General features: G+C 73.4%; 21 protein-coding genes. 10 read left to right on the top strand and 11 right to left on the bottom strand.

What is annotated here, in order from left to right; all coding sequences use genetic code 11:
• Positions 1-83: 83 nt before the first annotated feature.
• Positions 84-377 (top strand): 4a-hydroxytetrahydrobiopterin dehydratase, encoded by a 294-nt coding sequence (locus ACTWM8_RS25510; RefSeq protein ID WP_154942219.1) that lies wholly within the window; start codon positions 84-86, stop codon positions 375-377.
• Positions 374-1,525: an FHA domain-containing protein gene (locus ACTWM8_RS25505; protein ID WP_446211214.1), complete on the top strand. Its 1,152-nt coding sequence runs from the start codon at positions 374-376 to the stop codon at positions 1,523-1,525. The genes ACTWM8_RS25510 and ACTWM8_RS25505 overlap by 4 nt, the downstream gene beginning before the upstream one ends.
• A 61-nt stretch (positions 1,526-1,586) precedes the next feature.
• Here ACTWM8_RS25505 and rocD read toward each other — a convergent pair whose 3' ends face one another.
• The 3 genes from rocD to ACTWM8_RS25490 form a co-directional block, all read right to left on the bottom strand.
• The gene (rocD, locus tag ACTWM8_RS25500) at positions 1,587-2,801 is read right to left on the bottom strand and encodes an ornithine--oxo-acid transaminase (RefSeq protein ID WP_211364541.1); all 1,215 of its coding nucleotides are present in this window, start codon (positions 2,799-2,801) and stop codon (positions 1,587-1,589) included.
• Complete coding sequence (gene ddaH, locus ACTWM8_RS25495; RefSeq protein WP_446214672.1) at positions 2,798-3,613, bottom strand: dimethylargininase; 816 nt, start codon at positions 3,611-3,613, stop codon at positions 2,798-2,800. Before ddaH ends, rocD begins: the two co-directional genes overlap by 4 nt.
• Positions 3,614-3,954: 341 nt before the next feature.
• The gene (locus ACTWM8_RS25490; protein ID WP_446211213.1) at positions 3,955-4,752 is read right to left on the bottom strand and encodes a thrombospondin; all 798 of its coding nucleotides are present in this window, start codon (positions 4,750-4,752) and stop codon (positions 3,955-3,957) included.
• A gap of 117 nt (positions 4,753-4,869) precedes the next feature.
• On the opposite strand from ACTWM8_RS25490, the gene ACTWM8_RS25485 reads away from it, so the two are divergent.
• Positions 4,870-5,679, top strand: coding sequence for an Fpg/Nei family DNA glycosylase (locus ACTWM8_RS25485; protein ID WP_446211212.1), 810 nt, complete (start codon positions 4,870-4,872; stop codon positions 5,677-5,679).
• Between the two features lie 7 nt (positions 5,680-5,686).
• Here ACTWM8_RS25485 and ACTWM8_RS25480 read toward each other — a convergent pair whose 3' ends face one another.
• The 4 genes from ACTWM8_RS25480 to ACTWM8_RS25465 form a co-directional block, all read right to left on the bottom strand.
• On the bottom strand, positions 5,687-6,553 hold the full coding sequence (locus ACTWM8_RS25480; protein WP_446211211.1) for an aminoglycoside phosphotransferase family protein: 867 nt from the start codon (positions 6,551-6,553) through the stop codon (positions 5,687-5,689).
• Positions 6,554-6,670: 117 nt separating this feature from the next.
• Entirely contained in the window at positions 6,671-7,744 is a 1,074-nt protein-coding gene (locus ACTWM8_RS25475) for a CapA family protein (protein WP_446211210.1), read from the bottom strand.
• A gap of 83 nt (positions 7,745-7,827) precedes the next feature.
• Positions 7,828-9,201 carry an FAD-dependent oxidoreductase gene (locus ACTWM8_RS25470; protein ID WP_446211209.1) on the bottom strand — a complete coding sequence of 458 codons (1,374 nt, stop codon included), beginning with the start codon at positions 9,199-9,201 and terminating at the stop codon, positions 7,828-7,830.
• 25 nt (positions 9,202-9,226) lie between these two features.
• Positions 9,227-10,363 carry a carboxylate-amine ligase gene (locus ACTWM8_RS25465; RefSeq protein ID WP_446211208.1) on the bottom strand — a complete coding sequence of 379 codons (1,137 nt, stop codon included), beginning with the start codon at positions 10,361-10,363 and terminating at the stop codon, positions 9,227-9,229.
• A gap of 158 nt (positions 10,364-10,521) precedes the next feature.
• Between ACTWM8_RS25465 and ACTWM8_RS25460 the strand changes: the two genes are divergently transcribed.
• The 5 genes from ACTWM8_RS25460 (at position 10,522) to ACTWM8_RS25440 (ending at position 16,515) form a co-directional block, all read left to right on the top strand.
• A complete protein-coding gene (locus tag ACTWM8_RS25460) occupies positions 10,522-10,836 on the top strand; it encodes a DUF6412 domain-containing protein (protein WP_231925303.1) in 315 nt (104 codons plus the stop codon).
• Positions 10,837-10,927: 91 nt separating this feature from the next.
• Positions 10,928-11,671 carry a YidC/Oxa1 family membrane protein insertase gene (locus ACTWM8_RS25455; RefSeq protein ID WP_446211207.1) on the top strand — a complete coding sequence of 248 codons (744 nt, stop codon included), beginning with the start codon at positions 10,928-10,930 and terminating at the stop codon, positions 11,669-11,671.
• A 78-nt stretch (positions 11,672-11,749) separates the two neighbouring features.
• The gene (locus ACTWM8_RS25450) at positions 11,750-13,162 is read left to right on the top strand and encodes a carbohydrate-binding protein (RefSeq protein WP_446211206.1); all 1,413 of its coding nucleotides are present in this window, start codon (positions 11,750-11,752) and stop codon (positions 13,160-13,162) included.
• Between the two features lie 134 nt (positions 13,163-13,296).
• Complete coding sequence (locus ACTWM8_RS25445; protein ID WP_446211205.1) at positions 13,297-14,697, top strand: chitinase; 1,401 nt, start codon at positions 13,297-13,299, stop codon at positions 14,695-14,697.
• A gap of 276 nt (positions 14,698-14,973) precedes the next feature.
• On the top strand, positions 14,974-16,515 hold the full coding sequence (locus ACTWM8_RS25440; protein WP_446211204.1) for a cellulose binding domain-containing protein: 1,542 nt from the start codon (positions 14,974-14,976) through the stop codon (positions 16,513-16,515).
• 15 nt (positions 16,516-16,530) lie between these two features.
• On the opposite strand, the gene ACTWM8_RS25435 is transcribed toward ACTWM8_RS25440, so the two are convergent.
• Positions 16,531-17,202, bottom strand: coding sequence for a DedA family protein (locus tag ACTWM8_RS25435; protein ID WP_446211203.1), 672 nt, complete (start codon positions 17,200-17,202; stop codon positions 16,531-16,533).
• A gap of 199 nt (positions 17,203-17,401) precedes the next feature.
• Positions 17,402-18,010 carry a DUF1349 domain-containing protein gene (locus ACTWM8_RS25430; RefSeq protein ID WP_446211202.1) on the bottom strand — a complete coding sequence of 203 codons (609 nt, stop codon included), beginning with the start codon at positions 18,008-18,010 and terminating at the stop codon, positions 17,402-17,404.
• 95 nt (positions 18,011-18,105) lie between these two features.
• Here ACTWM8_RS25430 and ACTWM8_RS25425 point away from each other — a divergent pair, with 95 nt between their 5' ends.
• Positions 18,106-19,758: an alpha-amylase family protein gene (locus ACTWM8_RS25425; protein WP_446211201.1), complete on the top strand. Its 1,653-nt coding sequence runs from the start codon at positions 18,106-18,108 to the stop codon at positions 19,756-19,758.
• 158 nt (positions 19,759-19,916) lie between these two features.
• A complete protein-coding gene (gene fabG, locus ACTWM8_RS25420; protein WP_446211200.1) occupies positions 19,917-20,675 on the top strand; it encodes a 3-oxoacyl-ACP reductase FabG in 759 nt (252 codons plus the stop codon).
• A gap of 111 nt (positions 20,676-20,786) precedes the next feature.
• Here fabG and ACTWM8_RS25415 read toward each other — a convergent pair whose 3' ends face one another.
• Both ACTWM8_RS25415 and ACTWM8_RS25410 read right to left on the bottom strand, forming a co-directional pair.
• A complete protein-coding gene (locus tag ACTWM8_RS25415; RefSeq protein WP_446211199.1) occupies positions 20,787-21,203 on the bottom strand; it encodes a hypothetical protein in 417 nt (138 codons plus the stop codon).
• Positions 21,196-21,591: a hypothetical protein gene (locus ACTWM8_RS25410; protein WP_238448462.1), complete on the bottom strand. Its 396-nt coding sequence runs from the start codon at positions 21,589-21,591 to the stop codon at positions 21,196-21,198. The genes ACTWM8_RS25415 and ACTWM8_RS25410 overlap by 8 nt, the downstream gene beginning before the upstream one ends.
• Positions 21,592-21,638: the final 47 nt, after the last annotated feature.

Below are 21,638 nucleotides of genomic sequence, written 5' to 3'. Positions count from 1 at the left end.
CGACCCGACACACCCGGTCCACGGCCGCCGACCCGCCTCCGGCGCGTCGGGCCCGCCCAGGCCGGTGCCGGTAGGGTCGGGCCATGACAGACCTGCTCACCGCCGAGGCGGTGCGAGAGAAGCTGGGCGGGCTGGCGGACTGGTCGGGCGACCCGACTCAGATCAGCCGCACCGTCGAGCTGGGCAGTTTCCCGGCCGCCATCGCCGTGGTCGACCGGGTGGCGGAGGTGGCCGAGCGACTCGACCACCACCCCGACATCGACATCCGGTGGCGGACCGTCACCTTCCGCTGCGTCACCCACTCCGCCGGTGGGGTCACCCACCGGGACGTGGAGCTGGCGCGCCAGATCGACGACATCGTCCGGAGCGCCCGATGAGATTCGAGATCAGCAAGGTGCTGGACGCCATCGAGGGGCGCGTCTGCACCGACCCGTCACTGGCCCGGGCCGTCCTCGACCTGGCCGAGGTGATCCGCTACCAGGACCTCGACGGCGGCCGGCCGGCCAGCCTGTTGCGGCTCGGCATGGTGATCGACGCCCTCTCCCGCGAGCTGGAGGAGGACAGCGTCCCGGTCTACGCCGTGGTGCACCGGGCGTTGCTCTCCGACGCCGACCTCACCTCCAACGAGCGGATGGTGGTCCGGCGCTGGGCCGACGACGGCCTGGTCGAGGTGCTGGACAACCCGGGCGACCGGATGCTGGAGGTGGCCGACCTGCTCGGCCTGCCGGTGCTCACCCGGGTCCGGTTCGACGGCCTGCGCGGCCGGTTCCCGTGGCTGGTGGAGCAGCCGGGCCGGGTGCTCGCGCCGGTGCCCGGCGCCGGTGGCCCGGTCTTCGCCGCGCACGTCGGCGGCGGCTCGACCCCGGTCGAGGGGGACCGCTCGCCGGTCGGGGCGAAGCTGTTGGCCCGGCAGTGGCGCTGCCCGGAGCCGGGGTGCGCCCTCTTCGGCGGTGGCGGGGGCGGCGGCGCCTTCGCCGACCTGGCCCGGGTCGAGCGCGCGCCGGCCGGCCAGCCGCCACCCGCGCTGCGCAACGGGGTGCCGACCTGCCCCCGGCACGGCGCCCGGCTCGGTGACGCCGGGCCACGCCCCCGCACCGAGGTGCTGGCGGTCCGGATCGGCGGCCTGGTCCGGCGGCGGTTCGTGCTCACCGAGGAGCAGCCGGTGTTCGTCGGGCGGGCGCCCGAGGCCAGCGGCGGGATCGTGCTCGGCCAGTGGCTCAACGACGAGGCCCGGCGCTGGATCAGCCGCAGTCACCTGAAGCTGGAGCTGCGGGTCGGCGAGGTGATCGTGACCGACGTGAGCACCAACGGCTCCGGCATCCGTCCGCACGGGTCGATGACCGAGGCGGAACGGATCCCGCTCGCGCCGAACCAGTCCCGGGTGCTCGGCGGCGCCGACATGGTCGAGCTCTACCCGGGCGTCCAGGTCGGTCGCGCCGGCGAGCTGCCCACCGGCGCCCCGTTCACCCCCACCTCGGTGATGGCCGAGGCGCCCACCATGGCCATGCGCCTGCCCCGCAACTGACCCACCAACGACGAGCGGGCGTCGGGACCGTGGTCCCGACGCCCGCTTCGCGCGTACGAGGTCAGCCGGCCAGCACGGCGGCGAGCTGGGCCACCGCGTGGTCGATCTCCTCCTCGGTGATCACCAGCGGCGGGGCCAGCCGGATGGTGGAGCCGTGGGTGTCCTTGGCCAGGACGCCCCGCTCCATCAGCCGCTCGCAGGCCTGCCGGCCGCTCATCAGCGCCGGGTCGATGTCCACCCCGGCCCAGAGGCCCCGGACCCGGACGGCGACCAGACCCTTGCCGAGCAGCCCCTCCAGGCCGGCGCGCAGCCGCGCGCCCAGCTCGGCGGAGCGGCGCTGGAACTCGCCGGTGGCCAGCAGCCGGACCACCTCGGTGGCGACCGCGCAGGCCAGCGGGTTGCCGCCGAAGGTCGAACCGTGCTGGCCCGGCTTCAGCACCCCCAGCACGTCGGCGTTCGCGGCGACCGCGGAGACCGGCACGATGCCGCCGCCGAGCGCCTTGCCCAGCAGGTACATGTCGGGCACGACGCCCTCGTGGTCGCAGGCGAAGGTGTGCCCGGTCCGGCCCAGGCCGGACTGGATCTCGTCGGCGATGAAGAGCACGTTGCGCTCGGTGCAGACCCGGCGGACGCCCGGCAGGTAGCCCTCCGGCGGCACCACGACGCCCTGCTCGCCCTGGATCGGCTCCAGCAGCACGGCGACGGTGTTCTCGTCGATCGCGGCGGCCAGCGCGTCCAGGTCGCCGTAGGGGACGACCGTGAAGCCCGGGGTGTACGGCCCGAAGTCGGCGCGGGCGTCCTCGTCGGTGGAGAAGCTGACGATGGTGGTCGTCCGGCCGTGGAAGTTGCCCTCGGCGACCACGATGTTGGCCTGGCCGGGGGTGACGCCCTTGACCTGGTAGCCCCACTTGCGGGCGACCTTGACGCCGGTCTCGACCGCCTCGGCGCCGGTGTTCATCGGCAGGACCAGGTCCTTGCCGCACAGCTCCGCCAGCTCCTTGCAGAAGTCGGCGAACTGGTCGTGGATGAACGCGCGGCTGGTGAGGGTCAGCTTGTCGAGCTGCTCGTGCGCGGCCCGGATCAGCGTCGGGTGCCGGTGGCCGAAGTTCAGCGCCGAGTAGCCGGCGAGGCAGTCCAGGTAGCGACGGCCGTCCACGTCGGTGAGCCAGGCGCCCTCGGCGGAGGAGATCACCACCGGCAGCGGGTGGTAGTTGTGCGCGGTGTGCTTCTCCGCGTCCCGTACCGCAGCCGGAGTCCGCAGCATGTCCTCGATCACTTGCTCGCCTTTCCCTGACGGAGTCGCAACGTGCAGCACTTCGGTCCGCCGCCGGCCTTGCGCAGCTCGGACAGGTCGATCCCGATGGTCTCGTAGCCCCGGTCGCGCAGCTTCGCGGCCAGGTCGGTGGCCTGCGCCGGCAGCACCACGTGCCGGCCGTCGCTGACCGCGTTCAGCCCCAGCACCTCGGCGTCGGCCATGGTGGCGTGCACCGCGTCCGGGAAGAGCCGGCGCAGCACCGCCTGGCTGCCGGGGGAGAACGCCTCCGGAAGGTACGCCACGGTCCGCTCGTCGAGCACGGTCAGCGCGGTGTCCAGGTGGTAGAAGCGCGGGTCGACCAGCTGCATCGTGATCACCGGGTAGCCGAAGACCTCCTGCAGCTGAGCGTGCGAGGCGTGCGCGGTGCGGAAGCCGGTGCCGGCCAGCAGGTAGTCGCCGACCAGCAGGACGTCGCCCTCGCCCTCGTTGACGTGCTTCGGGTCGTACATCTCGAAGCCGGCGGCCTCGAACCAGGCGCGGTAGGCGGGGGCCTCGTCGGCGCGCTGCGGGTCGCGGAACTGCACCGCCATGGCCTTGTCGTCGATCACCGTGCCGCCGTTGGCGGCGAAGACCATGTCCGGCAGGCCGGCGACCGGGTCGATCAGCTCGACGGAGTGGCCCAGGTCGAGGTAGGTCCGGCGCAGCTGCTCCCACTGCCGGATGGCCAGGTCGGCGTCGACCGGCGCGGTCGGGTCCATCCACGGGTTGATGGCGTAGTCGACGGCGAAGTACGTCGGCCGGCACATCAGGAAGCGCTGGCTGATGGCGTCCATCGTCATGTCCTGCTCCTGGGGGTCGGGCGCGCCCGGCCACCTCGGCCGACGGGCTGGCGCCGTCCGTCAACGGTATGCGGCATCGGCCGACGACATCCACCACCGAGGCTTGCGTACGCCGACGAAACGTTGCGTCTGGCGTCGTCCGGGCGGTGATCTGTTGCGTTCGGCCTTGCCGCCCTAAGACGAAGGGCCGCCACCCCCGGAACGGGAGGCGGCGGCCCCTGGACGTGCTTCGGGGGCGGCGAACCGCCGCCCCCGACAGGATGCGTGCCCGGCTGGTGAACCACCAGACTGCTCGGGCGTCACCGGCGCACCGCCGGCGAGCGGAAAGGTGCCCGTCAGAACCGGTCGACAAACTGTGAGTCGAGCCACTCCCGGAACCGGGACACCCAGTCGCCGTCGGCGGTCGGCCAGTCGAACTGGCCGGTCATCGCGACCACCCCGACCACCACGGCGGCCAGGCCCAGCAGGATGCCGATCAGCGCGTCGGTCTTGCCGGCAACGTGCCGCCGCCGGGTCGCCATCAGGCCCAGGACGGAGAGCACCGCGCCGGCCGCGCCGACCGCGATGCCGTACCCGGCCAGGGTGCCGGTGAGCACGAACAGGGCACCGACCACGGAGACGATCAGGCCGAGGGTCGCCAGCAGGCTGGCCCGCGGCTTCGGGCCGGCGACCACCGGGGTCCCCCGGCGGGCCTCGTCCCGGTCGGGGACACCGTCCCGGTCCAGGTCGACCGTCCGGTCGGCGGTGGGGTCCGCGAGGGGGGTGGCCGGCCGGGTGTCCCGGTCCGCGCCGGTGAGCCGGTCCGACGTCGTACGCCGGGGCTCGTCGTCGATCGGGGCGACCCGGCCGGAGGGGCCGTGGGCCGTCTCGGGGCGGGCGGTGGCCGCCCGGGCCAGCGCGGCGCGCTCCGCGGCCCGGCGCTCCGCGTCGGCGTCGCGCTCGCCGTCGGTGGCCAGCGCGTTGCTGCGGTACGTCGTCTGCTCGGCGTCCCGGTCGGTGACCACCGGCGTGTCGGCCGGGTGGTCGACCGGGTCGACGGTGGCGCTCCGGTCGCGTCCGTCGACGCGCCCGTCGCCGTTACGGTCGGTCGTGGGCGCCGGCTCGGTCCGGCGCGACAGCGAAGGAATCTTCATCACGAACACCTCCTGATCGATGCGTGGAGGCCTCGGAAAGCGCCGGTGGGCAGCCACGCGTATCACCGCTGTGGTACCCAGCGCCCCGATTCCCCACACCCGGCTACCGTTGCCGTCGTGCCAGAGGGACACACCATCCACCGCCTGGCGGCCCGGCACGCCGAGCTGTTCGCCGGCGACAAGGTGACCGCCGCCAGCCCGCAGGGCCGCTTCGCCGAGGGCGCCGCCCGGCTCTCCGGCACCGTCCTCGACGGCACCGAGGCGTACGGCAAGCACCTGCTGCACCACTTCGCCGGCGAGCTGACCCTGCACGTGCACCTCGGCCTGTACGGCAAGTTCAGCGACGGTCCGGGGGAGCCGCCGCCCCCGGTCGGGCAGGTCCGGTTGCGGCTCGCCAGCGACCGGCACTGGCTCGACCTGCGCGGCCCCACCGCCTGCGAACTGCTCACCCCGCCCGAGGTCGCCGCTTTGCGCGACCGGCTCGGCCCGGACCCGCTGCGCACCGACGCCGATCCGCGACGGGCCTGGGCGCGGGTCCGGCGCAGCCCCACCCCGCTCGCCGCGCTGCTGCTGGACCAGTCCGTGGTGGCCGGCACCGGGCTGATCTTCGTCACCGAGGCGCTCTTCCGGGCGGGGCTGCCGCCGACGCTGCCCGGCCGGGAGCTGACCCCGGCCGGCTGGGACGCGCTCTGGGCCGACCTGGTCGAGCTGATGACGCTGGCCGTCGACCGCGGTCGGATCGACACCGTCCGCGACGCGCACCTGCCGGAGGCGATGGGCCGCCCGGCCCGCGTCGACCGGCACGGCGGCGAGGTGTACGTCTACCGCCGCCCCGGCGATCCCTGCCACGTCTGCGCGACGCCGGTGCGCCGGGGCGTGCTGGCCGGCCGCAACCTCTACTGGTGCGCCACCTGCCAGGCCGGCTGACCTCGGCTCAGTCGCCGTCGACGAGCCAGCGGACCGACTCGACCTGGTTCGGGAAGACGACCTCCCCGTCGGTGCTCCAGGCCAGCGTCTGCGCGATCGCCCAGCCCCGGACCCGGTCCCGGTCCAGCCCCAGCGCGCCGGTGAGCCGGTCGAGCCGCCGTCGCAGCGCCGCCGGCGAGTGACCCAGCTCGGGGCCGCGCACGATCGGCACCGCCCCGAACTCCCGCTCGCCGACCAGCGGCTTCGGGTCGATCACCAGCCACGGCTCGCGGGTCGCGCGCAGCACGTTGCCGGCGTGCAGGTCCTGGTTGACCAGCACCTGTTCGCCCTGGTCGTCGACGAGGTCGGCGAGCCGGCCGAGCGCGGCGTCGAGCAGCCGCCGCTCGTACGGCCGGCCGGCCCGCTCCCAGTTCACCGGCAGCCGCGCGCGCCAGCCGGCGGCCTCCTCGGCGAGCGTGGTGAACGGCCCGTCGGCCGGTTGCCACAGCCGGGGCAGCAGCCCGGCGACGACGTCCAGCGCCTCGTCGGGCGGCAGCTCGTGCACCGGCGAGCCGGGCAGGCACCGCTCGACCAGCAGCGCCCGCCGCCCCGGGTCGTGCGCGAGCAGGCGTACCGCCCCGTCGCCGGCCCAGTGCGCGAGCGCGTCGGCCTCGTAGCGGCTGTCCTCGTCCGGGTACTGGAGCTTGAGCACCGCCGGGGTGCCGTCGGGCAGCGTGGCGGGCATCGCCAGGGAGGCGAACGCGTACGGGAACGGCGGCCCGAGCCGCAGCGACCAGCGCTCGGCGCACTCGTCGCGCCACCGGGGCAGCGTCGCCAGCCAGGCCCGCCCGACCGGCGTGCGGCGCACCCAGGACAACCGCTCCGGAATCTCCATCCGGCCATCTTCGACGGACCCGCGTCGTCCCGCACAACCCTTTTCGGCCGGCTGCCCTCGGTGGGCGCGCTCGCCGCGCCGCGCCGCCGCTCCCTGCTCAGACCTGATCGCTGATCGTCAGCGCCGCTGTCCGGTGGGGGCCGCGGCGAGTCCCGTGCAGGCGTGCAGGCTCGCGTACTTCCGCAAGATTCGGGCCGCGTCCTCCCCGCCTGCGAGCTCGGGTTGGCCGGTGCGCCGCGAGATCGTCGCCGGCACCAGTTCCGTCTTCACAATCGCCGAACCATGGAGGGTCACCCGCAGCACGCCCGTGTCGTTGCTGTACGCGTCGTCCCGCCACCACAGGAAGTTGCCGAGCCCGTACTGGACGAAGGTCTTGCCGATCCAGCCGTCGCCGAGCAGCAGGTGGGCGTGGGTGCCGACGACGATGTCGGCCCCTGCCCTGGCCATCTCACCGGCGAACGCGCGTGCCTCGGCGGGTGGGCACTCCTCGCCTTCCAGGCCCCAGTGGACGTAGACGACGACCACCTCGGCCCGCTGCCGGGCGGTCCGCACGGCCGCGACCGCGCGGGGCATGTCCCACGCCATCGCGATGCCGGCCTCGGTGTCGGTGGCCTTCCACGCCGTCCACAGCTCGGAGACCTGGCTGAAGCCGAGGAACGCGATTGTCGTACCGCGTATCTCGGTGATCCACGGTGCGTACGCCGCCGCCGCGTCGACGCCCGCTCCGACGGTCGGCACTCCGGCCGCCCTGGCGGCGTCCACGGTGTCCGCCAGCCCCACCCGCCCGTAGTCCAGCGCATGATTGTTCGCGATCGACGCGACGTCTATCCCGGCCGCCTTCACCGCGTCATACGTGCTCGTCGGCGCCCGGAAATGAAACTCCTTTGGCTCCGGGGTTCCGCGCGTGGTGACTGCGGTTTCCAGGTTGGCCATCGCGAGGTCCGCAGCGGACAGCGCCGACGAGATCGGCCCGAACGCGGTCGCCGGATCCTCCAGCAGGCCAGACGTACGGTCGGCGAAGTGCACGTCGCCCGCGAAGGCCAACGTGATCTCGGCGGGCTCGGTCCGCGCCGGGGATGCCGCCGCCGGGGCAGAGCGGGCGGGCCCACCGGCCGGCCGGGTCGGCGCGGTATCGCAGGCGGCCAGCGTCAGGGTCGCCGCCAGCGCGACGAGGCATCGTGCCCGATTCACCTCGGCAGCGTACGGCGTACCGACCCGACACTGGGTCGACTTGGCGGACGGTTCCCCCTGGTAGGCCCTGTGGGGCGGGGCGGTCAGCCGGCGAGCGCGTCGACGGCCTTGCGGGCGGCGATCAGCACCGGGTCCCACACCGGGGCGTACGGCGGGGCGTAGCCGAGATCCAACGCGGTCATGTCGTCCACGGTCATACCGTTCCAGAGCGCCACGGCCAGCGCGTCGATCCGCTTGGCCGCCTCGGAGCGGCCGACGATCTGGGCGCCGAGCAGCCGCCCGGTGGGACGCTCGGCGATCAGCTTGACGGTCATCGGGCGGGTCCCCGGGTAGTAGCCGGCCCGGCTGGTCGACTCGGCCCGCACCGTGACGAACTCGAAGCCGGCCGACGCCGCTTCCCGCTCCCGCAGCCCGGTACGCCCCACCTCCAGGTCGCAGACCTTGGTCACGGCGGTGCCGATGACGCCGGGGAAGGTGGCGTACCCGCCGCCGATGTTGATTCCGACGACCCGGCCCTGCTTGTTGGCGTGCGTGCCGAGCGGGACGTGCACGGCCATCCCGCTGACCCGGTGCAGCGTCTCCACGCAGTCGCCGGCCGCCCAGACGTCGGGCATCCCCGGCACCCGCATCCGCCGGTCGACGCGCACCCCGCCGGTGGTGCCGACCGGCAGGCCGGCGGCCGCGGCGAGCGCGGTGTTGGGGCGTACCCCGAGGCCGAGGACCACGAGGTCGGTCGGCATCGACCCGGCGTCGGTGACCACTGCGGCGACCCGGCCGTCGCGCTCCTCGATCCCGGTCACCCGGACCCCGGTGCGGATCTCGATGCCGAGGCCGCGCATCGCCGTGGCGACCAGGGCGGCCATGTCCGGGTCGACGGTGGACATCGGCTGCTCGCCCTGCTCCACCAGGGTGACCGAGAGCCCCCGCTGGACCAACGCCTCGGCCATCTCCACCCCGATGTAGCCGCCGCCGACCACCACCGCCCGGCGTGGCTTCGGCTCGGCGTCCAGCCAGTCGCGCACCGCCGCGCCGTCGTCGAGGGTCTGCACCCCGAAGACGCCGCCCACGTCGTCGCGGGCCCAGTCGGGCTTCGTCGGCACCGCGCCGGTGGCGTACACCAGGGTGTCGAACCGCTCGCGGACCTCGCCGCCGCGGTCCAGGTCGCGGGCGACGACCTCGCGGCGGTCCAGGTCGATGCCGGTGACCTCGGTGCGGACCCGCACGTCGATCTGGTGCTCCTCGCGGAACGTCGCCGGGGAGCGGACGATCAGGTCGTCGCGGTCCTCGACGATGCCGCTGATCCAGTACGGGATGCCGCACGCCGAGTACGACGTGAAGTGCCCCCGCTCGAAGGCGAGGATCTCCAGGTCGTCGCGGCGGCGGCGACGGCGGCGGGCCTGGGAGGCCGCCGCCATGCCGGCGGCGTCCCCGCCGATGACGATCAGCCGTTGTGCCACGGTGACCAGTCTCCCACGCAGGGGATCAGCCGCGGGTCTGTCGCGCCACGTCCGCCACCACGTCCGCCAGCCGGCCGGTCCGCTCGAAGACGGCCCGCTGCCGGGCGGCGCCGCTGCCGTGCCGGCGCAGCCCGCCCAGCAGGTCGGTCACCTCGGCCAGGTCGCCGTGGCTCTCCAGCGCGGGGCGCACCCGCTCGACCAGGGCGTCCAGCAGCTCCCAGGCCGGGCGCAGCTCGCCGGTGGTGAGGTCGACGCCCTCGCCCTCCAGCCCGTCGTGCGCGGCCCGCCAGTGCGCGGCGACCAGCAGGTGGTGGTCGGTGTTGACCGCGGGGCGACCCTCGGCGATGTCCGTCATCGCGGTCGCCACCATCGCCCGGACCATGGCCGCGACCAGCACCGCGTCGTCCACCGACGGGCAGACGTCACCGATGCGGATCTCCACCGTCGGGTACTTCGCCGACAGCCGGGCGTACCAGTAGAGCATCCCCTCGTCGAGCATCACGCCGCTGGCGATGAGCTGCTGGATCAGCCGCTGGTAGTGCTCGTGCGACGCCAGGAACGGGGTGGGGGCGACCGACGGCCAGTGCTCCCACTCGACCGAGCGCCAGCTCGCGTAGCCGGTGTCCTCGCCCCGGGCGAACGGGGAGTTGGTGGTCACCGCGTGCAGCACGGGCAGCCAGGGGCGGACGTGGTTGAGCACCTGGACGCCGGTCTCCGGGTCGGGGACGCCGACGTGCACGTGCATGCCGTTGTTGCCGGGGCCCGGCACCAGCAGCCGGAACCGCTCGATCATCTGGTCGAAGCGGGGCTTGTCGACCACCGGCGGGACCGGGCCGTCGACCGGGCCGGTGCCGATGGCGAGCAGCCGTACGCCGGCCCGCTCGGCGGCGTCGGCGAGCGCGGCCCGCAGCACGCCGAGGGAGTGGCGGATCGAGCTGAGTTCCAGCCCGGGCGGGCTGCCGATCTCGATCTGGCTGGTCTGGAACTCCCGCTCCACCTGGCCGCGCAGCTCCGCCGGCACCTGCTCCATCACCAGGTCGACGGCGGGCACCGCGGCGCCGGTGTGCGGGTCGACGAGCAGGAACTCCTCCTCGACGCCCACCGTGAGCAGGTCGGTGCCGTTCGGGGCCGCCTGGCTCGCCGCCGCCACCTGGCTGGTCATCGCCACCACCGTCCGTTCGCACCGGTCACGGTCCGTCCGCGTCGGTCGGGGCTCTGGTTACCCAGGGTGGCGGCGACGGAAAACGCCGGGCCGGCGCGTCGGGGCGGCGTGTCGCCGATCCCGCCGGTGGGGTGGACGGCGGACCCTAGGCTGATCGCGTGCCGGGTCTGCTGGTGGCGGTGACGGGTCTGTGGGCGTACGCGCTCACCGAGCTGACGCTGCTCGGGCAGCGCCCGGCGGAGCTCCTCGCCGGCGCGGCGGTGGTGGCCGCGCTGCTGCTCGCGACGCTGCTGGCGGCGCGTCCGCGCCGGGTGGGCGGCCCGGCCCGGGGTGGCCGGCGGGCGGTGGGCCTGCGGGAGCGGGCCCGGCGCCGGCGGGTGCCGCGCCAGGTCGATCCGGACGCGGCCGGCCGACCCCGTCCCCGGGCTCCGGGGTGGCGTCCCTCGGCCGGGTGGCGTCCGGTCGCGGGCTGATCCCGCGCGTCGCCGCCCGGCCGATTCCGTCGTCATCCGTCCCACCGGCCCCGGCCGGGGGACATCCGGAATCGGACCGAGGGGTCACCTGATGCTCGCCTTCTCACCCGTGCACGACGCGGTGGCTGCCGCCGGCGCCGTCGTCACCTGGCTCTCCGACGCGCTCGCGCCGCTGACCGGCGGGACGGCCACCGCCGCCGCCATCGTCCTGTTCACCATCGCCGTCCGGCTGCTGATCTCGCCACTCACCCTGGCGCAGGTCCGTGGGGAGCGGCGCCGCGCGGCGCTCGCCCCCGAGGTCCGCCAGCTCCAGCAGCGGTACGCTGACGACCCCGCGCGGTTGCAGTCCGAGCTGTTCGGGCTCTACCGGCGGGCCGGCGCCAACCCGGTCGCCGGCTGCCTGCCGGCGCTGCTCCAGGCGCCCTTCTTCCTGGTCATGTACCGGCTCTTCGCCACCGGTGAGGGCGGCGGCGGGCTGCTCGACGAGCGGCTGGGCGGGGTACCGCTGGGCTGGCACCTGGGCGACGGGCTCTCCGGCCCGGTGGTGCTGGTCTTCGGCCTGCTGCTGGCGGCGCTGACCGGCCTGGCCTGGTTCTCCTCCCGGCGGGCGAAGCGCGCCGCGGCGTCGACCGGCACGGTGGCCGGTACGCCGATCGAGGGACCGGGCGCGGCCACGCTGGGCCGGCTGATCCCGCTGCTGCCGTACGTGACCGTGCTGGTGGCGCTGGTGGTGCCGCTGGCGGCGGTGATCTACCTGGTGACCACCACGGCGTGGACGGCGCTGGAGCAGCTGACGCTGCGCCGGCCGCAGCGGGAACCCATCGACAAGCGTTGACATCTGTCCGGCCGACGGCGTACAAATCGCTGTCAGAGAGCGCTCTCTCGACCCGTCCCCCCGCAGAGAGGCACCCCGATGAACCCTGCCCCGGCGGCCTCCGCCGCCCCCCGCCCACCCCGGTCGCGCCGACGGCTCCCGCTGGCCGTCGCGCTGGCCGTCGCCACCACCGCACTGACCGGCGTGACCGTGACCGCGCACGCCGCCGTCCCGCCGCCCCCGTCCGGCTGGAGCCTGATGTGGAGCGACGACTTCACCGGCTCCGCCGGCACCCTGCCGTCCTCGGCCAACTGGATCGTCGACACCGGCACCAGCTACCCGGGTGGCCCGGCCAACTGGGGCACCGGCGAGATCCAGACGTACACCGCCAGCACCACCAACCTCGCCCACGACGGCGCCGGCAACCTGCGGATCACCCCGGTCCGCGACGGCGCCGGCCGGTGGACCTCGGCCCGGATCGAGACCGTCCGCACCGACTTCAAGCCGCCCGCCGGCGGAGTGCTCGCCATCGAGGGGCGGATCCAGATGCCCAACGTCACCGGCGCGCAGGCCGCCGGCTACTGGCCGGCGTTCTGGGCGCTCGGCTCGCCGTACCGGGGCAACTACCAGAACTGGCCCGGCGTCGGCGAGTTCGACGTGATGGAGAACGTCAACGGCCTGAACCAGGTCTGGGGCGTGCTGCACTGCGGGTACGCCCCGGGCGGCCCGTGCAACGAGTTCAACGGCCTCGGCAACTCCCGGCCCTGCCCCGGCAGCACCTGCCAGTCCGCCTTCCACACCTACCGTTTCGAGTGGGACGCCTCGGTCGCCCCGCAGCAACTGCGCTGGTACGTCGACGGGCAGCTGTTCCACACCGTCGGCCAGAACCAGGTCGGCGAGCCGTACTGGACCCAGATGACCGGCCACGCCGCTTACTTCCTGCTGCTCAACGTCGCGATGGGTGGCTCGTTCCCGAACGGGGTGGCCGGCTACGCCACGCCGACCGCCTCGACCGTCTCCGGCCGGTCGATGCTGGTCGACTACGTGGCGGTCTACCGGCGGGGCACGTCCACGCCGCCGCCGACCACCCCGCCACCGTCCGGCGGCGTGGACGCGTACGGGACGATCCAGGCCGAGGCGTTCACCGCGCAGAACGGGGTGATCGTCGAGGCGTGCACCGAGGGCGGGCAGAACATCGGCGCCGTGCGCAGCGGTGACTGGGTCCGCTACGACAACGTCGACTTCGGCGCGACCCCGCCCCGCGACTTCGTGGCCCGGGTGGCCTCCGGGGCGGCCGGCGGGGTGAGCGGGTTGGTCGAGGTGCGCCTGGACAGCCCGACCAGCGCGCCGATCGGCAGCTTCGCCATCGCCAACACCGGCGGCTGGCAGAGCTGGCGCTCGGTGCCCGGCAACGTCGCCGCGGCGACCGGGCGGCACACCGTCTACCTGACCTTCAGCAGTGGCCAGAGCGCCGACTTCGTCAACGTCAACTGGTTCACCTTCCGGCGCTGAGCGCGCCCGGGGCCCGCGTCGACGGACGCGGGCCCCGATCGATGGGTCGACCACTCTGGACAGAATCAGTTAACAGTCTTAATAATAAGCGCGCACGTCGACATCCATGGATCGATCGCAGTCCGGAGGGTCGCATGACGCGTTCCAGAACCCTGCTCCTCTCCCTGGTCGCCGCGCTGGTCGCGACCCTCGGCGCGGCCTGGGTCGCGCTGCCCGCGTACGCGGCCGGGGCGACCGCCAGCTTCGTCAAGACCTCCGACTGGGGCAGCGGTTGGGAGGGGAAGTACACGATCACCAACGGCGGCGGCAGCACCATCTCGGGCTGGACCGTCTCCTTCGACCTGCCCGCCGGGACGACCGTCGGCAGCTACTGGGACGCGCTGCTCACCAGCTCCGGCCAGCGGTACACCTTCACCAACCGGTCCTGGAACGGCACCGTCGCCCCGGGCGCCTCGGTGTCGTTCGGCTTCCTCGGGGCCGGGACCGGCTCGCCGACCAACTGCCTGCTGAACGGGGCGCCCTGCGGTGGCGGCAGCACCCCGCCGAGCCCGACGCCGACCATCCCGACCCCGTCGCCCACCACCCCGGCGCCGACCACCCCGCCGCCCACCACCACCCCGCCGCCGCCCACCGGCGGGCTGCCGAAGCACCTGCTCACCGGCTACTGGCACAACTTCGACAACCCCGCGGTCGAGCTGCGACTGCGCGACGTGCCCGCCGAGTACGACATCGTCGCCGTCGCCTTCGGCGAGGCCACCGCCACGCCCGGCGCGGTGGCGTTCGCGGTCGACCCCGGCCTGTCCGCCGCACTCGGCGGCTACACCGACGCGCAGTTCACCGCCGACGTGCAGACCCTGCGCTCGCGCGGCCAGAAGGTGATCCTCTCCGTCGGCGGCGAGGCCGGCCGGGTCGCGGTCAACGACGCCACCTCGGCCACCGCCTTCGCCGACACCGTCCACGCGCTGATCAAGCGGTACGGCTTCGACGGGGTCGACATCGACCTGGAGAACGGGCTCAACCCGACGTACATGGCCCAGGCGCTGCGCGCCCTGCGGGCGAAGGTCGGCGCCGGCCTGATCATCACGATGGCACCGCAGACCATCGACATGCAGTCGCCCACCAGCGGCTACTTCAAGCTGGCGCTGGACATCCGGGACATCCTCACCGTGGTCAACACCCAGTTCTACAACTCCGGGGCGATGCTCGGCTGCGACCAGAACGCCGCGTACTCGCAGGGCACGGTGAACTTCATCGTCGCCCTGGCCTGCATCCAGTTGGAGGCGGGGCTGCGCCCCGACCAGGTCGGCCTGGGTCTGCCCGCCGGTCCGGGCGCCGCCGGCGGTGGCATCGTCGCGCCGAGCGTGGTCAACGCGGCCCTGGACTGCCTGGCACGCGGCACCAACTGCGGCAGCTTCCGGCCGCCGCGCACCTACCCGGGCATCCGGGGCGCGATGACCTGGTCGGTGAACTGGGACGTCAGCAACGGCAACGGCTTCGCCCGCACCGTCAAACCGCACCTGGCCACCCTGCCCTGACGGGCGTGGCCGGTCCGCCGTCCCGCGGGCCGGCCACGCCGCACCACCGGGCCCACCCCCGGCCGGGCTGTCCGCACCGCCGGCCCACCCCCGGGTCCTCCGCACCCCCGGCCCATCCCCGGCCGGTCCGTCCGCACCGCCGGCCCAACGCAGCGCCGGGCCGGTCCTCCCGCGCCACCGACCCGCCCCCCTGCGGGCCGGCGACCCCGCCCACCCCCCGGGCGGTCCCCCCACCACAGGTCCCTGGAGGCCACCGTGAAACTCCGCTCCCCACGCGTGGCGACGTTCGCCGTCGCGCTCGCCGCCGCCCTGGTCGCGGCCACCGTCGTGGCCCCACCGGCCGCGTCCGCCGCCACCGCCGCCTTCGTCCGCACCTCCAGCTGGGGCAGCGGGTACGAGGCGAAGTTCACCGTCACCAACGACAGCTCGGCCAGCATCAGCTCCTGGAACGTGCAGTTCGACCTGCCCGCCGGCAGCTCGCTCGGCACGTTCTGGGACGCCCGGCTGACCACCTCCGGCCAGCACGTCACCGCGCTGAACCAGTCCTGGAACGGCACCCTCGCCCCCGGTGCCAGCACCACGTTCGGTTTCGTGGTCAGCGGTAACGGCGACCCGACCAACTGCACGGTCAACGGCGGCTCCTGCACCGGCGGAGGCGGCGGCAACCCGTCCGCCCCGGCCACCCCCGGCGGCCTGCGGGTCACCGGCACCACCGCGTCCTCGATCGCGCTGGCGTGGAACGCCGTCGGCGGCACGGTCACCGGCTACCGGGTGTACGAGGGCTCGACCGTCCGGGCCACCCTCACCGGCACCTCGACCACGGTCAGCGGGCTGGCCGCCTGCTCCGCGCACAGCTACACGGTGGCCGCGTACAACTCCGCCGGCGAGTCGGCGAAGTCCGCGCCGGTCTCCGCCACCACCACCGGCTGCACCGGCGGCACCGCCCCGATGGCCGCCGCGCCCTACCTCTACCCGGGCTGGGGTGACCCGCCCGCGCCGTCGACCGTGATGGGGGCGACCGGGATCAAGTGGTTCACCATCGCGTTCGTCCTCTCCGGCGGAGGCTGCACCCCGGCCTGGGACGGCAGCGGCCCGCTCACCGGCGGCGCGCACGCCAACACCATCGCCGCGATCAAGGCCGCCGGCGGTGACGTGATCCCGTCCTTCGGCGGGTGGAGCGGCAACAAGCTCGGCCCGAACTGCTCCTCCTCCGCCGCCCTGGCCGGCGCGTACCAGCAGGTGATCAACGCGTACGGGCTGAAGGCGATCGACATCGACATCGAGAACAGCGACGAGTTCGAGAACGAGGTGGTGCAGGACCGGATCCTCGGCGCGCTGAAGATCGTCAAGCAGAACAACCCGGGGATCAAGACGATCGTCACGTTCGGCACCTCGACCACCGGGCCGAACTACTGGGGCACCCGGCTGATCAACCGGGCCGCCGCGCTCGGCGCGAACATCGACACCTTCACCATCATGCCGTTCGACTTCGGCGGTGGCGCGAACATGTACCAGAACACGGTCAACGCGGCGGAGGGCCTGAAGAACGCGCTGAAGACGGCCTTCGGCTGGTCGGACGCCACCGCGTACGCGCACATGGGCATCTCCGGCATGAACGGCCTCTCCGACCAGCAGGAGTTGACCTCCCCGGCCACCTGGACGCAGATCCGGGACTGGGCCAAGGCCCGCGGCCTGTCCCGCTTCACCTTCTGGTCGGTCAACCGGGACCGCCCCTGCCCGGGCGGGGGAGTGGTCTCCAACTGCTCCGGCATCGCCCAGAACACCTGGGAGTTCACCTCGATCACCGCGAAGTACTGAGCGACGGCGTCGCGGTCAGCGACCGGCGGTCACCGACTGCCGGTCGCGCCGCGCCCGGCGCTTGCGGACCTTCTTCACCACCCAGCTCGCGATCATCACGGCGAAGACGGCGAAGATCGCGTAGTTGAACCAACTGCTGTACCGGTCGACGTCCTCCCAGCGCGACCCGAGCGCGTAGCCCAGCCCCACGATCAGGGTGTTCCACACCCCGCTGCCCAGCGTGGTCAACAGGACGAACTCACCCAGCGGCATCCGGTTCGCCCCGGCCGGGACCGACACCAGGCTGCGGACCACCGGCACCACCCGGCCGATCAGCACCGCCCACCGGCCGTACCGCTCGAACCAGCGGTCGGCCTTCTCCAGGTCGTCGGAGTCCACCAGCGGGATGTGGTCCAGCCAGCGCTTGAGCCGTTCCTCGCCGAGCGCCGAGCCGAGCCAGTAGAGCACCAGCGCGCCCAGCAACGAGCCCGCCGTCGCGGCGAGCACGATCACCACCAGGTGGAAACGGCCCGCACTGGCCAGGTAGCCGGCCATCGCCAGCACGACTTCGCTGGGGATCGGCGGGATGATGCTCTCCAGGGCCACCAGCAGCGCGACCCCGACCGCGCCCAGCGAGTCGATGACGCTCGCCACCCAACCGGTCAGCCCGGTGAACTGGTTCGGGTCGACGTTCTGGGCGAGAGCCATGGGCGTCCTTCCGAGAGCAGCCGGGATCGAACAGTGGTACCCGCGCATCCGACCCCCACACCTGCCGGTGACCCGCCCCACTGACCACCCGCTCAGGCCTGGCCGCCCGCCGACCTGCCCCTTGCGGCGTGTCGCGGTATCAAGCGCCCGCGACACCGCGACACTCCGCAACTCGCGGGTCGTGTCGTTGACGGGCGGGTCAGGTCGAGGGGTGCAGTTCGCGGTCGGCCGGGCCCTGGCGCCAGCCGGTGAACCGGACGGTCAGCCCGGACCGGGTCGGCGAGCAGCAGAACGGACCGGCCGACGCCGCCGCCTCCGGGGCGAGCGGGGCGAGCCGGACCAGCCGCCACGGCTCGTCGTCCACCCGGGCCCGGACGGTGAGCGCGTCACCGTCCCGGCTGACCCGGACGGTGACCTCCCGCCCGGCCCAGTCCGGCACCGGCGCCACCGACCAGTCGGAGACCTCCCGGGTGACCACCGCGCCGAGCTGCGGCTCGCCGTCGCTGACCTCCACTCCGGCCTTGACCCAGTTCCGCTCGTCCACCCGGACCAGCACCCCGGCCTGGTCGAACTGCTCGCCGTAGTCCAGCCGGAAGCTCACCTCGACGGCGCTGCCGCCGGGCAGCGGGGCGAGCAGGGCAGGCCCGTCGTCGTGCACGAACCCGTAGCTGGTGTGCCGCCAGAAGTCGCTCTCCGCGCCCGGCTCCACCAGCAGGTCACCCGCGTCGGTCCGCTCGACCCGTACCGGCTCGCGCAGCCAGCGGCCGTCGGTCCAGTCGACGTCCCGCAGCCTCTCGTCCTCGCCCATCCCGGCACCGTACCCGTCGGGACAGCGCCGATCGGACCGCCGGCGGCCGCGGTCTCGCGTTTGCCGGGACGGCCGATCGGAGACATAAGTTCGGCATGGGTGACAGGTGGTACTCCGAGGCCGTCGTCTACTGCCTCGACATCGACACGTACGCGGACTCCGACGGCGACGGGGTCGGTGACATTCGAGGGCTGATCGGCCGGCTGGACTATCTGGCCCGGCTCGGGGTGACCTGCCTGTGGCTGCACCCGATCCATCCCTCGCCGAACCGCGACGACGGCTACGACGCCACCGACTTCTACAACGTGGACCCCCGCTTCGGCACCCTCGGCGACTTCGCGGAGCTGCTGCACCAGGCGCAGAACCGGGGCATCCGGGTGATCATCGACCTGGTGGTCAACCACACCTCCGACGAGCACCCCTGGTACCAGTCCGCCCGCTCCTCGCCCGACTCGCCGTACCGGGACTGGTACGTCTGGTCCGACACTGAGCCGGACGACCGGCACCAGGGCATGGTCTTCCCCGGCGAGCAGAACGAGACCTGGAGCTACGACCGCACCGCGAAGGCGTGGTACTACCACCGGTTCTACAAGTTCCAGCCGGACCTCAACTTCGCCAACCCGGAGGTCCGCGCGGAGATCAAGAAGGTGATGTCGTTCTGGCTCCAGCTCGGCGTCTCCGGTTTCCGGATGGACGCGGTGCCGTTCATCATCGAGCTGACCGAGCCGGGCAACCCCAACTCGCCCAAGGACTTCGAGTTCCTCACCGAGATGCGCCAGCACGTGCAGTGGCGGCGCGCCGACGCGGTCCTGCTGGCCGAGGCGAACGTCGAGCCGGACCAGCTGCCCACGTTCTTCGGCGACGCCGGTGGCTCCGGCAACCGGATCCACATGCTCTTCGACTTCATGCTCAACGGCCGGCTCATGCTGGCCCTGGCCCGGCAGGACCCGGAGCCGGTGATCGAGGCGCTGCGGGACACCCCGGCGCTGCCCGCCGGCGGCCAGTGGGCCACCTTCCTGCGTAACCACGACGAGATCGACCTCTCCCGGCTCACCGCCGAGCAGCGCAACCAGGTGTACGCCGAGTTCGGCCCGGAGGAGGACATGCGGATCTACGACCGGGGCATCCGGCGCCGGCTGGCCCCGATGCTCGGCAACGACCGCCGCCGCGTCGAGCTGGCGTACGCGTTGCAGTTCTCGCTGCGCGGCACGCCGGTGCTGCGCTACGGCGAGGAGATCGGCATGGGCGAGGACCTGTCGCTGCCCGGCCGGGAGGCCATCCGCACCCCGATGCAGTGGTCGTACAAGCCGAACGCGGGGTTCTCCACCGCCGACCCGGACAAGCTGGTCCGACCGGTGATCGACAAGGGTGAGTTCAGCTACGAGAAGGTCAACGTGACGGCCCAGCGCCGTGACCCGAAGTCGCTGCTGGGCTGGTTCGAGCGGATGATCCGTACGCTGCGCGAGGCCCCCGAGATCGGCTCGGGCGCGACGACGCACATCGACGTGCCGATGCCGGCCGGGGTGCTGGCGCACCGCGCCGACGGCCCGACCGGGACGATGGTCTTCCTGCACAACCTGGGCACCGAGGACGTCGAGGTCGACCTGAGCGTCCTCGCCCCCGAGGCGGACCTGCCGACGGACGTCCTCGCCGATCGGGGGTACGGCGAGGTGGGCAAGCTGGACAACCTCAAGCTGGCCGGCTACGGATACCGCTGGATCCGGCTCTGCCGGGGCGAGGCGGTCTGACCCTCCCGCCCGACCTCCGGCCGAGCCCGGCGGTGTCCGATGTGCTCGGAGAGCCGGCCCGCGTCCGGCGGCGCGGACCGCCGTTGCGGGCCGCTCCGGGTGGGCGTACCCCTGGGTTAAGCTCCTTCGATCGACCCACAAGTTACCGGGAGGTAATCATGTCGGAGGAGCCCCGCGTCGCCATCGTGACCGGAGCCGCGCGCGGCATCGGCGCGGCCACCGCCCGACGGCTGGCCGCCGACGGCATGGCCGTCGCCGTGGTCGACATCGACGAGTCGGCGACGAAGGAGACCGTGGACGCGATCGCCGCCGACGGCGGCCGGGCGCTCGGGGTCGGCGCCGACGTGTCCGACCGGGCCCAGGTCGAGGCGGCCGTCGAGCGGATCGCCGCCGAGCTGGGCGGGCCGACCGTGCTGGTCAACAACGCCGGCGTGCTCCGCGACAACCTGCTGTTCAAGATGACCGACGCCGACTGGGACACCGTGATGGGCGTGCACCTGCGCGGCGCGTTCCTGTTCAGCCAGGCCGCCCAGAAGCACATGGTCGACCGGAAGTGGGGCCGGATCGTCAACCTCTCCAGCACCTCGGCGCTGGGCAACCGGGGCCAGGCGAACTACTCGGCGGCCAAGGCCGGCCTCCAGGGCTTCACCAAGACGCTCGCCATCGAGCTGGGCCCGTTCGGCGTGACGGTCAACGCGGTCGCGCCGGGCTTCATCGTCACCGACATGACCGCCGCGACCGCCGCCCGGATGAAGGTCGACTTCGAGGCGCTGCAGCAGCACGCCGCCGCCGAGATCCCGGTCCGCCGCTGCGGCCGCCCGGAGGACATCGCCCACACCATCGCGTTCCTCACCAGCGAGGGTGCGTCCTTCGTCTCCGGCCAGGTCATCTACGTAGCCGGCGGCCCCAAGGACTGACCCCGCCCCCCGCACCGCGAACTGGCCACTCTTTCCGAGAAGGAGTGGCCATTCCGGCTTCCGAGGCCACTTCTTCTCCGAAAGTGCGGCCGCCGGCGGGGTCGCGCTGGGTCAGGTGGGGGTGTGGCGGGTGCGGTAGAGCCAGAGGAGGCCGAGGACGGGCAGGACGAGCGGGATGTAGCCGTAGCCGCTGCCGAATCCGGACCAGACCGTCTCGTCCGGGAAGAGTTCCTTGTCGACCAGGCTCAGCACGCCCACCCCGACGACCCCGACCAGCTCCACCGAGCAGCAGGCGAGCGCGACCCGGCGGCCGGCGTGACCGGCCCGGGCCAGCCCGACGGCGGCGACGATGTAGATCACCGCGGCCAGCGCGGAGAGCAGGTACGCCACCGGCGCCTCGTCGAACTTCGTGGCGATCTGGAGCCCGGCCCGCGAGGTCGCGGCGATCGCGAAGAGCAGGTAGACCGCGATCAGCAGCCGACCCGGACCCTTGTTCGTGGCCTGCGTGGAGGTGCCGGTCTCAACCACCGAGGACCTCCCAGGTCTGCTGGAGCCGGACCACGACCACCGGGGTGACCAGGCAGATCGCGCAGACGATCGCCGAGCCCCAGCGGGTCGGCTCCATCCTGGCCAGCACCCAGGCCAGCGGCGGCAGGCAGACCAGCGTCACCAGGTAGCCGAAGAAGGCGCCGGGCTCGCCCGGCCGCTCGCCGCCGCCGAGCGCGACCAGCGCCGCCACCGCCAGCGCGAGCAGCGCCACCTCCAGCACCGCCAGGCCGACGAACTGGAGCCGGTCCGGCGCGCGGTGGCGCAGCGCCGCCACCAGGCTCCAGAGCGCGAGTACGAGCGACAGCACGATCGTTGCCGTCGCGAGGATCCCGTCCACCGGCGAGCCGGCTGAGGCTGCGCTGGTCATCGCGGGCACACCGTCCCAGTCTCGGTCACCGGCACAGCCTACTAATC

This window comes from Micromonospora sp. IBSANI012 (assembly GCF_052814045.1).
Note: the sequence above shows the minus strand (reverse complement) of the source record. Positions and strands in the feature narration are given on the sequence as shown.